Annotated in this window: 14 protein-coding genes; 6 read left to right on the plus strand and 8 right to left on the minus strand. The window is 68.2% G+C overall.

Translation table 11 applies throughout. From position 1 onward, the window contains the following. Nucleotides 1-60: 60 nt before the first annotated feature. Entirely contained in the window at nucleotides 61-1,569 is a 1,509-nt protein-coding gene (gene yczR, locus BLP88_RS14520; protein ID WP_074590308.1) for a MocR-like transcription factor YczR, read from the plus strand. A gap of 75 nt (nucleotides 1,570-1,644) precedes the next feature. Here the strand turns inward: yczR and BLP88_RS14525 are convergent, their stop codons facing one another. From BLP88_RS14525 to BLP88_RS14535, 3 genes are all read right to left on the minus strand, one after another. Beyond that, entirely contained in the window at nucleotides 1,645-2,337 is a 693-nt protein-coding gene (locus BLP88_RS14525; protein ID WP_074590310.1) for an SRPBCC family protein, read from the minus strand. After that, on the minus strand, nucleotides 2,330-2,995 hold the full coding sequence (locus BLP88_RS14530) for an ArsR/SmtB family transcription factor (protein WP_074590312.1): 666 nt from the start codon (nucleotides 2,993-2,995) through the stop codon (nucleotides 2,330-2,332). The genes BLP88_RS14525 and BLP88_RS14530 overlap by 8 nt, the downstream gene beginning before the upstream one ends. 79 nt (nucleotides 2,996-3,074) lie before the next feature. Beyond that, nucleotides 3,075-3,506, minus strand: a complete 432-nt coding sequence (locus BLP88_RS14535; RefSeq protein WP_074590313.1) for a VOC family protein — start codon at nucleotides 3,504-3,506, stop codon at nucleotides 3,075-3,077. 158 nt (nucleotides 3,507-3,664) lie between these two features. Here BLP88_RS14535 and BLP88_RS14540 point away from each other — a divergent pair, with 158 nt between their 5' ends. Both BLP88_RS14540 and BLP88_RS14545 read left to right on the plus strand, forming a co-directional pair. Then, the gene (locus tag BLP88_RS14540; protein ID WP_074590315.1) at nucleotides 3,665-4,594 is read left to right on the plus strand and encodes an RluA family pseudouridine synthase; all 930 of its coding nucleotides are present in this window, start codon (nucleotides 3,665-3,667) and stop codon (nucleotides 4,592-4,594) included. A gap of 399 nt (nucleotides 4,595-4,993) precedes the next feature. After that, on the plus strand, nucleotides 4,994-5,668 hold the full coding sequence (locus BLP88_RS14545) for a hypothetical protein (protein ID WP_074590317.1): 675 nt from the start codon (nucleotides 4,994-4,996) through the stop codon (nucleotides 5,666-5,668). 51 nt (nucleotides 5,669-5,719) lie between these two features. On the opposite strand, the gene BLP88_RS14550 is transcribed toward BLP88_RS14545, so the two are convergent. Beyond that, a complete protein-coding gene (locus BLP88_RS14550) occupies nucleotides 5,720-6,271 on the minus strand; it encodes an O-acetyl-ADP-ribose deacetylase (RefSeq protein WP_074590319.1) in 552 nt (183 codons plus the stop codon). A gap of 126 nt (nucleotides 6,272-6,397) precedes the next feature. Between BLP88_RS14550 and BLP88_RS14555 the strand changes: the two genes are divergently transcribed. Further along, nucleotides 6,398-7,024, plus strand: coding sequence for a DedA family protein (locus tag BLP88_RS14555; RefSeq protein WP_074590321.1), 627 nt, complete (start codon nucleotides 6,398-6,400; stop codon nucleotides 7,022-7,024). Here BLP88_RS14555 and BLP88_RS14560 read toward each other — a convergent pair. The 4 genes from BLP88_RS14560 to BLP88_RS14575 all read right to left on the minus strand — a co-directional run bounded on the left by BLP88_RS14560 (nucleotide 7,021) and on the right by BLP88_RS14575 (nucleotide 11,784). After that, on the minus strand, nucleotides 7,021-8,136 hold the full coding sequence (locus tag BLP88_RS14560; RefSeq protein ID WP_074590323.1) for an alanine racemase: 1,116 nt from the start codon (nucleotides 8,134-8,136) through the stop codon (nucleotides 7,021-7,023). The two genes, BLP88_RS14555 and BLP88_RS14560, sit on opposite strands and share 4 nt — an antisense overlap. 20 nt (nucleotides 8,137-8,156) lie before the next feature. Continuing rightward, complete coding sequence (locus tag BLP88_RS14565) at nucleotides 8,157-8,462, minus strand: hypothetical protein (protein ID WP_074590325.1); 306 nt, start codon at nucleotides 8,460-8,462, stop codon at nucleotides 8,157-8,159. 103 nt (nucleotides 8,463-8,565) lie between these two features. Beyond that, nucleotides 8,566-11,364, minus strand: coding sequence for a phosphoenolpyruvate carboxylase (ppc, locus tag BLP88_RS14570; RefSeq protein ID WP_074590326.1), 2,799 nt, complete (start codon nucleotides 11,362-11,364; stop codon nucleotides 8,566-8,568). A gap of 117 nt (nucleotides 11,365-11,481) precedes the next feature. Further along, nucleotides 11,482-11,784 (minus strand): hypothetical protein, encoded by a 303-nt coding sequence (locus BLP88_RS14575; protein ID WP_074590328.1) that lies wholly within the window; start codon nucleotides 11,782-11,784, stop codon nucleotides 11,482-11,484. 93 nt (nucleotides 11,785-11,877) lie between these two features. On the opposite strand from BLP88_RS14575, the gene BLP88_RS14580 reads away from it, so the two are divergent. Both BLP88_RS14580 and BLP88_RS14585 read left to right on the plus strand, forming a co-directional pair. Continuing rightward, nucleotides 11,878-12,714, plus strand: a complete 837-nt coding sequence (locus tag BLP88_RS14580) for a DUF1684 domain-containing protein (protein WP_074590330.1) — start codon at nucleotides 11,878-11,880, stop codon at nucleotides 12,712-12,714. Nucleotides 12,715-12,733: 19 nt separating this feature from the next. Next, complete coding sequence (locus BLP88_RS14585; RefSeq protein ID WP_074590332.1) at nucleotides 12,734-13,408, plus strand: LysE family translocator; 675 nt, start codon at nucleotides 12,734-12,736, stop codon at nucleotides 13,406-13,408. Nucleotides 13,409-13,417 lie beyond the last annotated feature (9 nt).

Consider the following 13,417-nt stretch of genomic DNA (forward strand, 5'->3'; position numbering starts at 1 on the left):
GGCTCCATGATTCAAGAAAACTGGCATTGCTTTCCATAGCCAGTTTGAAATACTGGTCTGGTGCTTACCCCATCGAATCCCTCCGGATCCCTGAGCCCCGCAGCGTTGGCCCGCCTCCTCGGCGCGTGGAACACCGGCGGGTCGGCAGCCTACCGCGAGCTGGCCGACGTCGTACGCCTGCTGGTACTGGACGGCCGCATCGCGCTGGACGTCGCACTGCCCAGTGAGCGCGCCCTCGCCGAAACGCTCGGCGTCAGCCGGACCACCGTCACCGCCGCGTACGCGGGGCTGCGCGAGCAGGGCTTCCTGAGCAGCGGCCAAGGAAGCCGGGCGCGCACCCAGCTCCCGCACCGCATGGCCCCGGCCCAGGCTCCGGGAATCGTGGCTCCGGACGGCGTCCTGGACCTCGCATACGCGTCCTTACCGGCTACCGGCGAGGTGGTGCACCGGGCGTTCGCGGACGCCCTGACCGAACTGCCGGCGCTGCTGCCGGGCTTCGGCTACGATCCCGTGGGCGTCCCGGTGCTGCGCGAAGCGATCGCCGCGCACTACACGGCAGCGGGCGTCCCGACGTCGGCGTCCCAGATCCTGGTGACCTCCGGCGCGCAGCACGCGCTGAACATCATCCTGCGCACGCTCGCGGGGCGGCAGCAGAAGGTCCTGGTGGACCATCCGACATACCCTAATGCGCTGGACGCCATCCGGGCCTCGGGCTCGCGGACGGTTCCGGTGCCGCTGCCCGCCGCCGCTCCGGGCACCCAGCTGCCAGGCAACGGGTCACTGGCAGGCAACGGGCCGGGCTGGGACGTGGACGCCATGGTCGCTGCCATGCGGCAGCAGCGCCCAGCGATGGCGTACCTGCTCCCCGACTTCCATAACCCCACCGGACGCGTCATGTCCGATCTGCAGCGCCGGCGCCTGGTCCGGGAGGCGGCGGGCACGGGAACGGTCCTGGTGGTGGACGAGACCCTGCGCGCCCTGGACCTCGACGGCGTCGGGACCACCCCGCTGGCCGCCTTCAGCCCCGCGGTGGTCTCTATCGGGTCGCTCAGCAAGTCCCACTGGGCAGGGCTGCGCACCGGCTGGATCCGCGCGGAGGAAGGGCTGCTCGCCCGCTTCGTGGCGACCCGGACCACCATGGACCTCGGCGGTCCCGTCGTCGAGCAACTCGCCGCCGCCCGGCTGGTACGCGACTTCGCCGAACCGCTGGGCGCCCGGCTCGAGGCGCTGCGCCGCAACCGCGAAACCCTGCTCCGCCTGCTGGCCGAGCACCTTCCCGAATGGAGTTTCGAACGCCCCCGCGGCGGCCTGACAGTCTGGTGCAGGTTGCCGGCGGCGTCGAGCACCGCCCTGGCAGTCCTGGCGCCCGAGTTCGGGCTGCGGGTGGCCGCGGGGCCGCGTTTCGGCGTTGGCGGTTCCTTCGAGCATTTCCTGCGGGTGCCGTACACCCTCCCGGAAGAGCAGCTCACGACGGCGGTCCTCGCCCTGCGTGCCGCGCAGGACCGCCTGGACGCCGCGCCCCAGCTGCGCCGCACCTTGAAGGAACCGGAGGCCGCGGCGATCGCCTGACCCAAGTAACTCGCAATTGTTGTCGTTATGAGGCCTCAAAACGACATCAACTGCGAGTCAGTTGGGCAACACAGCCTAGGCGTACACCTTCTCCAGGAAGGCACTCCATGCCTTGGCGGTGGCTTCGGAATCGCCCCTGCCGCTGAAGTCGTGCACGGTCATGCCCACGGTGGAGCCGAAGTAGTTGCGGCCGAAGAAACGGTACAGGGCATCGGCGGTGCGCAGGCCCAGGAAGTGCTCGTTGGAGAAGTCGAGTTCCCCGCTGAGCCGCCCGACGCCGTCGACGTCCACCTCAACCGGGGAACCCTGCGCCACGCCGTCGACGCCGAGGGCCTTCTTGAGCCGGTCAAAACCGTCGGGGGCCTGCGACGCCGCCGGGGCCTGGACGTCCGTGAACACCACGGGCTTGCCGTCGAAGTGCTGCAGGTACTGGCCCAGGGTGTGCAGGTAGAAGGCGGTGTGCTTGCTGGCGCCGTCGTACTGCTCATCCCAGTTCTCTTGGAAGATGCCGCTGTGCACGTAGTGGAGCTTCGCGCGGCCGCCGTCCAGCGGTTCGACGACGTGCTCAAGCTGGTTGAACCAGCCGTCCGGGCCGTCCATGCGGTTGACCAGATGGTTCGGGTACTCCTCGACGGTCTTGACGGAGGGCCACTGGTCCGTGGGGAACATCCAGCCAGGAGTGCCGTTGGTGACGGCCTCCCAGACACGCTCAGGAGTGCCGGGGATTTCGCCGTCGAAGACGATTTCAAATTCGCGCTGGTCAGTCATTGCCTTGGTCCTTTTCCTTGAGTTCCGTGGGATTTTTGGGTGCCTTGAGTGCGGGATGGAGTACGACGACGAGCCGGTGCTTGCGTCCGCCCGCTGCGGTTGCTCCTGCCCCGGCTCGGCCCGCTGGGGTGCCGCTGCCGCCGTCGTGGTATTTGTCCACAAGCCGGGTCACCGCGACGCCGAGCTCCTCGGCGAAGGCGGCGCGGTCCGTGGCTGTGCGGAAAGTGATTTCGCCGTCGATCGCGAAGCTCGCGAGCTTCTTCTTCGCCGCCGCGGCGCCGGCGATGAGCTTGCCCATCTCCTGGACCGTCCGGCCGGCGAGCGCCAGCAGCCAGAACGCGGAGAAGCGGTCGGCGAAGCGGCGCGGGTCCGGCGCCACCGAGGCCAGGGCGGCCGGCGAGATCAGGTAGGAGGCCGCCGTCGCCCGCAGGATGCGCTCGGTGACGTTGCCCTTCTTCCTCTCCTCCACAAGTTCCACCAGCCCGTGGCTTTCGAGGGCCTTGAGGTGGTAGTTGACCTTCTGCCGGGGCAGGCCCACCTTGGCGGCGAGCTGGGTGGCCGAAGCGGGCTCGGCGAGCTCCTGGAGGATGCGGGTGCGGATCGGATCCAGCGACGCTTCCGCGGCGGCAGGGTCCTCGATCACTTCGATGTCCAACATGCGTCCATCATCCCCGCCGACAACTTTTTTTGTCAAGAACTTTTTTGTCGTCGGAAGACGCGGGCCCCGGATCTCCCGCTTACAGCGCCTGCGCCACCTCGACGAGCAGGCCTTCCGGCCCGCGGATATACGCCAGGCGGTAAACGTCCTGATAATTCACGAGCTCCCGGACCAGCCCGTAGCCGGCGTCGCGCGCCCGGGCGATGACGGCGTCGACGTCCTCCACCTCATAGCAAACGTGGCTGAAGCCGAAGGAGTTCACCGGCCGGTCCGTTTCCCCCACGGGGTCCGGCGAGATGAACCGTGCGAGCTCCAGCTTGGTGCCGCCGCCCGGCGGAATCATCATCGCCATGTCCACCTCGGTCCCGTCCAGGCCGTTGACCCGGTCCGCCCACGGCCCGCCGACTTCCTGCCGTCCCTCCATTTCGAAGCCGAGGGCCTTGAAGAAGGCGATCGCCCGGTCGAGGTCCTGCACGGTCACACCAACATGGTCCATCCGGAAAGCAGTCATGCGGCCAGCCTACGCCCGGGCGGGCGGTGCCAGGAGGGGGCGCCGGGCGGGCGGCGTCAGGCGCGCGGCGCCAGGCGCGCGGCGTCAGGCGCGCGGCGTCAGGAGGGGCGCCAGTGGGCTCGGGCAGGCGCCGGACCACCACGTAGAATTGTCCGGTGATGCAATCCCCCCTTCCCGTGCGCGACGGCGTGAACGCCACCCGCTTGCGCCTGCCGGACGAGGGGCCGTGGGACACCGCGATGGACTACATGATGCACCGCTGGGGCCACATCGATCCGCAGGGCATCGAGGACCGCTTCGACGCCGGCGAGATCGTGGGCGAGGGCGGGGTTCTGCTGGACCGGCACACGAGGCTCGAGGACCACACCTTCATTTGGTACTACCGCACGCTGCCGCAGGAGACGCGGCTGCCGGTGGAGATCAACATCCTGCACCAGGACGAGCACCTGCTGGTGGTGGACAAGCCACACTTCCTGCCCACCACCCCGGGCGGCACCTACATCCAGGAAACCGCGCTGGTGCGGCTCCGGAACCAACTGAGCCTGCCCGACCTCATCCCCATGCACCGCTTGGACCGCATGACCGCCGGCGTGCTGCTGCTCTCCACCAACCCGGATACCCGCGGCAAATACCAGGTGCTGTTCGAAAAGCGCCAGGTCCAAAAGGAGTACGAGTGCGTCTCCGCCGCGGAGCCCGCGGCGGGACATCCCGCCGTCGTCTTCCCCGCCCTGGTCCGCAACCGCATGGTGAAGTCGCGCGACTACCTGCTGGCCGAGGTGGTTGAGGGCGAGCCGAACACCGAGACGCGCATCGAGCAGCTAAAGACGTTCGACGCCGGAACGCACGGGCGCCGGGCGCTGTACCGTTTGGAGCCGCACACCGGAAAGACGCACCAGTTGCGCGTGCACATGGCGTCGCTGGGTTTGGGGATCGTGAACGACGCGTTCTACCCCGAGCTCCTGGACAAGGCACCGGACAACTACTCCAAGCCGCTTCAGTTGCTGGCCCGCGGCATCCGTTTCGTGGACCCGATCAGCAAGCAGCCGGTGGAGTACCGCAGCCGGCTGGAGCTGAGCGAGGCGCGGTAGGCGCAGGACCACGTGATGTTCCAGGTTCTCGCGAACTAAGAACTTGCGCGGATAACAAGGACCTGGAGTGAAGGACGAACGTTGTGGCCGCGCTGATATCGGTCCCGGATGGCCACGCTGGTTGTTGTGGAGGCTCCGAGGACCGCGAGCCGACGCTCCTCCCCACTTGCTTCCGTCTCACGTAAGCCGAAACCCCGGAATTCCGCGGAAACTGCCCCGCGCCTTGCCCCGGGTTCGGGATGCAACCGGGAAGGAACGTCGCGACCGCCGTCAGGGACATCGCCATATCGCCTTCCACCGATAATCCCCTGCCCATCCCCCACACGCAGGAATACCATGGGACTGCTGGGGTCCGTCCATCGTTTGCGGCCAGCGCCGCACTGGATTCCAGGAGGATCCATGCAGGACCACAGCAGCGCCCAACTCCCCGAACTTCCCGGCGACCGGACCGCGTCCGCGTTCGCGTACACCGCGGCTGCGGCCGGAGTGGCGGGGGTCGCGACCCTGGCCGCCATGTACGCGATCGAAGTTCCCAAGGGCGGGCCATACATTTTCGGCACCACCAACGACGCGATCGGCGGCGCCTTCAACCTCCTCGTCATCCCGGTGATCCTGCAGGTCCATCGCAGGCTGCCGGCCGGAAGCGGCAACGACACCTTGAAGTGGGTGGTCGTCGCCGCGAGCGTGGCGGGTTCGGCCAGTTCCTTCCTGCTGGTCTTCCGGGTGCTCGAATTCGTGCCCTCCACCATCGCCTCGGTCTCGGCCATGACCGTGCAGGCGTTGTGGTTCTTCCTGGCCCACCGGCAACTCCTGAAGCGCCGGAACTTCCCGCGGAGTTTCGGCCGCCTGGGCAAGTTCATCGGTGCTGCCCTGTTGCTCGGCCTGCCGCTCACGGGATTGGGATACGTGTTGCCCGGCCCGGACGCGCTCCGCTGGACGGTCACCGGAATCGGCGTTGCCCTCGGCGCCACCGGCTGGGTGCTGTGGCCTTACTGGTATTTCCGGGCGGGCCGGCTTCTGAGCCACGCCCAGGCCACGACGACGGCCGGAAGCGCGGCGCCGCAGGCGGGTTAAGGCGTGCGGCAGGCAGTCAGCCAGCGGCCCGTCGGGCGAGGACAACCAGGTCTAGCCCCACACAGGGCCGCCTTCCCGCACCTGCCGGAAAACATCCACCATCTCCGAACTGAACAGCACGAACTCCACGAGGTCCACGGCGGTGTCCTCCCCGCTCTCCTCAAATGAGGCAGCGAAGGTGGTCACGGCGTCGAACGCTGTTTCTGCGACCTCACGCGCATCCCAGCCGTACACGCCGGCACTCACCGCGGGGAACGCCACGGACTGCGCGCCCAGGGATTCGGCGAGCTCCAGGCTCTCCCGGAAACAGGAGGCGAGCAGAGCGGGATCCGTCTGCCCGGCGTGCCGGTTCGGGCCCACTGTGTGGATGACCCAGCGGGCGGGGAGCCGGAAGCCCGGGGTCGCGACGGCGGCACCCACCGGCAGCCCGTCCGGCAAGTCCGTGCGGCGCAGTTCCCTGCAGGCCGCCAGGAGCTCCGGCCCGGCCGCCCGGTGGATGGCTCCGTCCACTCCCCCGCCGCCGAGCAATGAAGAGTTGGCGGCGTTGACGATTACGTCGACGGCGCGCGTGGTGATGTCGCCTTGTACAAGTTCAATGCGCATGTTCCCAGTCTTGCACCGCATGCCCCGAAGCGAACTGGCAGCAGATGACCAATACTTGCGGATTTGGGGTCATCTGCTGCCAGTTCGCGCAGGCCCGGCGACCCGGAAGTGCGGTAATTTGTGCGCATGGACATGAGCACGGCCGAGGGCTGGGGAGCCGCGATCTATCTCTGGATCATCCCCATGGTGCTGGGCGACGCCGTGTTCCCGCCCGTTCCCTCCGAAATGGCGGTCATCACGGGAGGCGCGCTGGCCGCCGAAGGAACCGTCAACCCCTGGCTGGTCGGCCTGGTGGCGGCGAGTGCCTCGTGGCTGGGCGACATCGTGGTCTTCCAACTGTTCAAGCGCCGCCTCAGCCACGTGTTGGACCGCTGGAGATGGGGGCGCCGGGTCCACCGCGGCATCCATGAGGCCATCGCCAAGGCCGGCCGTTCCTCCACCTATGGCGCGATCATCGGCGCCCGTTTCATCCCGGGAGGTCGGCTCGCGACGTCGGCCGCGGCCGGGATTGCCGACGTCTCCGCCCGCGGGTTCAGCCTGTGCGCCGCCCTCGGCGGGATGCTCTGGGCAGTCTGGCAGACCGGGCTGGGTTACTTCGCCGGATCCACCACGAAATTGCCGTTCTGGGCAAGCTCGCTGATTGGGGTCGGCGCGGGGCTGGTGATCGGCATCGTGGTGGGCGTCATCGTTACCCGCAGGCGCGGCAACCGTTCCCCCGTGGACGAGCCGCTGGATATTCCTCCGGAACCCTAGAACGCCGGTTTCCAGACCTCGGCGCCGTCCGCCGCCACCGCGATCACCTCGCGCCAGCGGTCGAACACCGAGCAGGGGTGGGAGATGCCGAGGTCCACTACATCGCCCACCGCGAAACCGTCGGCGCCGTCCACGATCGCGTGGTGGTCGAACAGTTTGGTGAGGATCGCCGCCGAACGCTCCCCGCCGGAAAGCAGCTCCCCGCCGCGGTAATGCGCCACGATCACCGGCAGCCCGGCGTCGTACGCCAGTTCGCGCTTGCCGGCGTTCAGAATCACACGGCCCGGCTCCGGAGCGGACACCACGAGCGCCCGGACCACGGCGGCCGCCTCAAGGCCAGGCACCGGGGACACGCCCGCGTAGGTGCCGTGGTCGTGCACCACGTAGCAGCCCGAGCGCAACACGTTCACCGCGCCCTGCGGCAGGAACATCGCGGCACGGTCCTGGAACGCGGACCCGCCCACGGTGAAGACCGGCTGCTCCACCTCGAATTCAAGCGACTCGAAGATATCGCGGGCCAGGCGGCAGTGGGAGTCGACGGCGGCCAGGTTCTCCTCGGTGCGCGCGTTCGGGGCCACGCCCTCGTAGGCGCTGACACCGGCCAGCAGCAGGCCGCCGGCTTCCGACACCAGCGCCGCCAGCGGCCCGGCCTCCTCCGCCGCACGGATACCGGTGCGCCCGCCGGTGATGCCGACGTCGATCAGCACTTTCAGGGGCCGGTCAGCTTTACGGAACACCTCCGCCGCGGCGGCAACCCCCGCCGCCGAGTCCGCCAGCGCGTAGATCTCCAGCTCCGGGGATCCTTCGAGCATGGAACGCAACTGCTCAAGGTGCCCGCGGAACAGCACCTCGTTGACGATCAGGATCCGGGTGGCGCCCCACTCCACGGCCTTCGCGGCCTGGGCTGTCGTGGCGACGGTAACGCCCCAGCACCCGGGCAGCTGCCGCCGCACGATCTCCCCGGTCATCGTGGTTTTGATGTGCGGTGCGAGGACCATGCCGTGGCGGCGGGTCCAAGCCTCCTTGATGGCGATGTTGCGCTCGATCGCGCCCACATCGAGGAGCATCTGCGGGAGGGTGTCGAGCGGGAGGGATGGATCAAGAACGGGCATTCTTGAGATCCTATCCGACCTCAGACGGGCGCCCACTTGCCGCGGCTGCGACGCAGCACGGACAGGGAACCGGTCAGCGCAACGCGTTCGACGGCGTCGCGCATCATCTCGGCCGAGAGCCGGGCTTCGCTGTTCTCGCCTTGGTAGTCGCGCGCCTCCACGAGGAAACGCAGCACGATCTGCGGGACCCCGCCCACGATGCCCAGCTGGTCCGATTCCACATGGTGCCGCGTTCCAAGCGCCTCTTTGGCAGCGGCCATGACGGACTCGGGAGCATTCCCAGGCCGAAGCCCGGTGATCTTCAACTTGGCTTGGAAAGACGGCACCGTTCAACCCTAATAGCCACCGCTGCATGAGCGCGAACGTACAGTTGGGGCCCAGAAAACGCGGAAAAGAGGGCCCCAACTGTACGTTCGCGCTTGAGAGCGGTTACCCCGTGTTCCGCAGGCCGGCAGCCACGCCGTTCACGGTGATGAGCATGGCGCGCTGCAGGCGTTCGTCGATCTCGGCGCCGGAGATGGAGGCTTCGCGGACGCGGCGCAACAACTCCACCTGCAGGTAGCTGATGGGGTCGAGGTACTGGTCGCGGATTTCCAGGGAGCGCTTGAGCGTCGGCTGGGCTTCGAGCAGCTCGGACTCGCCGGTGAGGCGCTCCACCTCGGCCACGGTGAGCTCGTACTCCGCCCGGATGGCCTTGAACAGGTGGTGCAGCTCGGCCGGGACCAGGGAGGAGACGTAGTGGCCGGCGATGTCCATGTCCGTCTTCGCCAGGGTCATTTCGACGTTGGAGATGACGGAGCGGAAGAAGTGCCAGCGGTCCATCATCTCGGCGAGTTCGTCGCTGCGTCCGGCGTCGCGGGCGGCCTTCAGGCCGGATCCCACGCCGAACCAGCCCGGCACGATCTGGCGGGACTGGGTCCAGCCGAACACCCACGGGATGGCGCGCAGGCCGCCCAGCCCGGCGCCGGAGTCGGGGCGCTTGGAGGGGCGTGAGCCGATGTTCAGGGAGCCGAGCTGCTCCACCGGCGTCGAGGCCAGGAAGTAGGCGGGCAGTTCGGGGTCGTCGATCAGGGAGCGGTAGCGTTCGAAGGCGGCGTCGGAGATGGTCTCCATGACCTCGCCGTAGCGTTCGCGCTGGTCGTCGGAGGTGCGCGGGGTGCGGTGCAGCGCGGAGCCCTGCATGACGGCTGCCAGCGACAGTTCCAGGTTCTCCCGGGCCAGCTCGGGCAGGGAGTACTTGTCCGAGATGACCTCGCCCTGTTCGGTGAACTTGATGGCGCCTTCGAGGACGCCGTTGGGCTGGGCCATGATGGCGTCGTAGGTGGGTCCGCCGCCGCGGCCCACGGAGCCGCCGCGGCCGTGGAAGAGGCGGACGCTCACGCCGTGCTTGGCGGCGACGTCGCGCAGCTTGCGCTGGGTCTTGTGGATCTCCCACTGGCTGGTGATCACGCCGGATTCCTTGTTGGAGTCCGAGTAGCCGAGCATGATTTCCTGCACGTCCCCGCGCAGGCGGACCAGCTCGCGGTAGGACGGGTCGGAGAGCAGCTCGTCCACGATTTCGGCCGAGGCCCGCAGTTCCTCCACGGTTTCCAGCAGCGGCGCGAAACCGATCTTGGCGTGCGGGGCTGCGCCGAAGAGGTCCACCAGCCCTGCTTCGCGGGCCAGCACCGCGGCGGCGAGCACGTCGTCGGCGCCGCGGGTCATGGAGATGATGTAAGTTTCGACGACGTCCGGACCGTAGGTCTGCAAAGCCTGGCGGATGCTGCGGAAGACGTCGTACGTGCCGTCCGCGGCGCCGTCGAGCCTGATCGGGTGGCCGGACAGCGGACGGCGGGACGCCAGCTCGATGCTCAGGCGCTTGAAGCGCTCCTCCCGGCTGAGCTCCGCGTACGGTCCCTCGGTGCCGAGCCGGTCGATAAGCTGCCCGACGGCGTCGTGATGGTGGTCGGCGTGCTCACGGATGTCCAGGGTGGCCAGGTGCAGGCCGAAGGAAGCGAGCGTGCGGCGGGCGCGGGCCAGGGCACCGTCGGCCACGAGCGAGGCCGAGTGCTTCCGCAGGGAAGTTTCCAGCAGCTCGAGTTCGCCGAGGAGCTCCGCGGTGGTGGCGTAGTCCCGGCCGGGCTCGTGGTAGCTGCCGGCGGCCACGCGGCGGCCAGTGTTGATCAGCTTGGCCTTGATGCAGGTCAGCTTGAGGCGGTACGGCTCCTGGGCGTTGAGTTCCAGGATGCGCTTATCCAGGCCGGGAAGCTTCTTGAGGTCGACGGCGATCGAGTCCAGCAGTTCCTGCTCGGCGCCCACCAGTGCGGTGGAGTTGGACAGCACAGAGATCAGCTCGTCCACCAGGGAAATGCTAAGGCGGACGGCGTGCTGGTTTTGCAGCTGCAGGATCTCGCGGGTGACGGCGGCGGTGACGTTCGGGTTGCCGTCGCGGTCGCCGCCGATCCAGGAACCGAAGCGCAGCGGGGCACCCTGTGCGGGCAGCGTGACGCCGTGTTCGCCGAGCAGTTCGGAGAGGTCCGTAAGCATTTCCGGCATGGCGTCGCCGAGGATGCTGTTGAGGTAGTAGATCGCGTTGCGGGCCTCGTCCACCGGCGTGGGCCGGACCTGGCGCAGCTCGTCGGTCTGCCACATCTGGTCGATGATTTCGGAGAGCTGGCGGTCCTGCCGGCGGCGGGCCGAGGTGCCTTCCGCGGTGGGCTCGGCGAGCACATCCGAGAGCTTGCGGATCTTGTCCAGAACGGAGCGGCGCGAGGCCTCGGTGGGGTGGGCCGTGAAGATCGGCCGGACGTCCAGGCCGTTGACGACGTCCTGCAGCACGCCGGGGCCGGCCTCGCCGGCGATTTGCGCCACGGCCTGGGCCAGCCAGCCGTCCTTTTCCTGGCGGGTGCGCAGCCCGCGGACACGGTGGACCTGCTCGGCGGCGTTGGCCAGGTGGAAGTAGAAGGCGAAGGCGCGGACCAGTTCGGTGGCTTCGTCCAGCGGCAGGGAGGCGAGCAGTTCGCGGACCTGGGCGACGACGTCGTGCGCGCTCCAGGGGCCGGTGGCGTCGGCACCGCCGCGGGCGGCTTCCTTGGATTCCTTGGTGAGCAGGCGGACCTGCTCCACGAGCTTCAGCAGCTCCGGACCGTGCTGGCGGACCAGCGATTCGCCCAGGAGCGTGGAAACCCGTCGGACGTCCGCGCGGAGCTCCGCGGCAAGATCGGCGCTGGAATGTGCAGTGTCAACCATAAGAAAAAGTACCCTTTGGACATGGTGGTGGCCCGTACACTGCGCTGGATACTGTGAGCCGGATTACTGGTTTAAGATCCTACCCGCAGGGCCCGCGGCCTGCCGCAATGTTTCTTACTAAGGCCGCTTGCTATTGGGTTCCGGCAGCGTCACCTTACCGCCGATGAGCTCCACACCGTGCCCGCCCGGACCTTCCGAGTACACCTGGTGGCGTTGCTGTTTCATTTCCTCCCGGGCAGCCGCCGCTTCCACTTTGGTGGGCGCACCGGTAGCCGGATCGATCATGCCCAGCACACTCCCGAAGGTGCCTGTGGCTCCCTTGGCCAGGCCGCCGCGCGAAACCATCCGGGTCCCGGACCAAATGGCCGCGAACACCACTCCCACGCAGATCAGCACGGTCACCAGCACATCGATCCCCATGCTCCGAGCGTACGCCGGGGTGCCGTTTTCGGGAATGCCGCCGGCCGGTGCAGGGTTGTAGGCAGCAGCCAGCCCCAGCAGACCGGAGGAACCATGACCGCAGCAGCACCCGCCACCGACGCCCAGATCGAACGGTGGCAGCGGTTCCGCGGCAGCCGCAACACCGCCCTCGCGACCCCGCACGGCTGGCTGACCCTCACGTCCTTCCAGTGGCTCGAGTCCGAGCCGTCCGCCGTCGAACTCGTCCCGGGACTCTGGTCAACAAACGGCACGACGGCGTCCCTCACCGCAAGCGCCGCGGACGGGCTCACGCTCGTGGAGACCGGTGAACCGGTGGACGGCACCATCACGGCAGTCCTCCAGGACGAGGAATCCCTGATGTGGGTGCAGTTCGGCGGGGCGGACGGCACGCAGGTGGTGGTGGAACTGGCCATGCGCGCGGACAAGTACGCCATCCGCACCCGGGACAACGGCTCCCCGGTATTGACCGAGTTCGACGGCGTCCCCACCTTCGACTACAACCCGGACTGGGTCATTACGGGCCGCTACGAGGCCTACCCGGAACCTGTGGATGTGCCGATCAGCACGGCGAACCCCCTGGTGGACGGCGTGCACCGTTCGGTGGGCGAGGTGGTTTTCCATGTCCCGGGCCGCGAACACGAGGTCCGCCTGCACGCCGAGGAGGAGAAGCTTGGCGCCCTCAACGTGACCTTCCACGACGAGACGAACGGCAACACCACGGACGAATGGCGGAAGGTCTTCGTGCCGCGCCCCCGCCCGGACGGTTCCGTGGTGGTCGATTTCAACCGTGCCATCAACTACCCCAGCGCCTTCACGCCGTACGGAACCTGCCCCATGCCGGTGTCCGGGAACTCGATCGACGTGGCCGTGGAAGCTGGCGAAAAGCTGCCGAAGGGACGCATCATCTGACCCCACTTATCCTTGGAGGGTGACCCTTCAGGAATCCCTTCTCGGCTACGCGGCGCTGGCTGCCCTCATCACCATCATTCCGGGCACGGACACCGCGCTGGTGCTGCGGTATTCGATCGCCCAGGGCCGCCGCCACGCTTACATGGCGGCTTTCGGGATGATCGCCGGCGCCTTCGTCTGGGGTGCTGCAGCGGCCACCGGGGTTTCGGCCCTGCTCACCGTCTCCACCGTGGCCTACGACGTGCTGCGCCTGGGTGGCGCCGCGTACATGCTGTGGCTGGGGATCGGACTTTGGCGCGCCTCCCTGAAGAAGTCCGACGCCGACCTCCCGCCGGGCGCCCTCCCTCACCTGAGCTACTCTCCCCACTTGAACATCGAGCCGCTGCGCCGCACCTGGCTGAAGGGCTTCGTGTCCAACCTGCTCAACCCGAAGTACGGCATGTTCTGCATCGCGGTCATCCCGCAGTTCCTCGTGCCCGAGGTGCCCGCCGTGTGGATGGGCCTGCTGCTTTCCGTGGTGAGCAACGTGGAGGCCGTGGTGTGGTTCGTGGCCATCATCTCGGCGGCCCAGTTCTTCCGGAAGTGGCTGCAGGGCGCATCATTCCGCCGCTGGATCGACCGGGTCACCGGCACCGTGCTGGGGACCTTCGGCGTGGTGGCCGTTGTGGAGACATTCGCGCCGCGGCACGCCTGAGGCCGGCAG

The sequence above is a fragment of the Arthrobacter cupressi genome, from assembly GCF_900099975.1.
GTDB classification, from domain to species: Bacteria; Actinomycetota; Actinomycetes; order Actinomycetales; family Micrococcaceae; genus Arthrobacter; species Arthrobacter cupressi.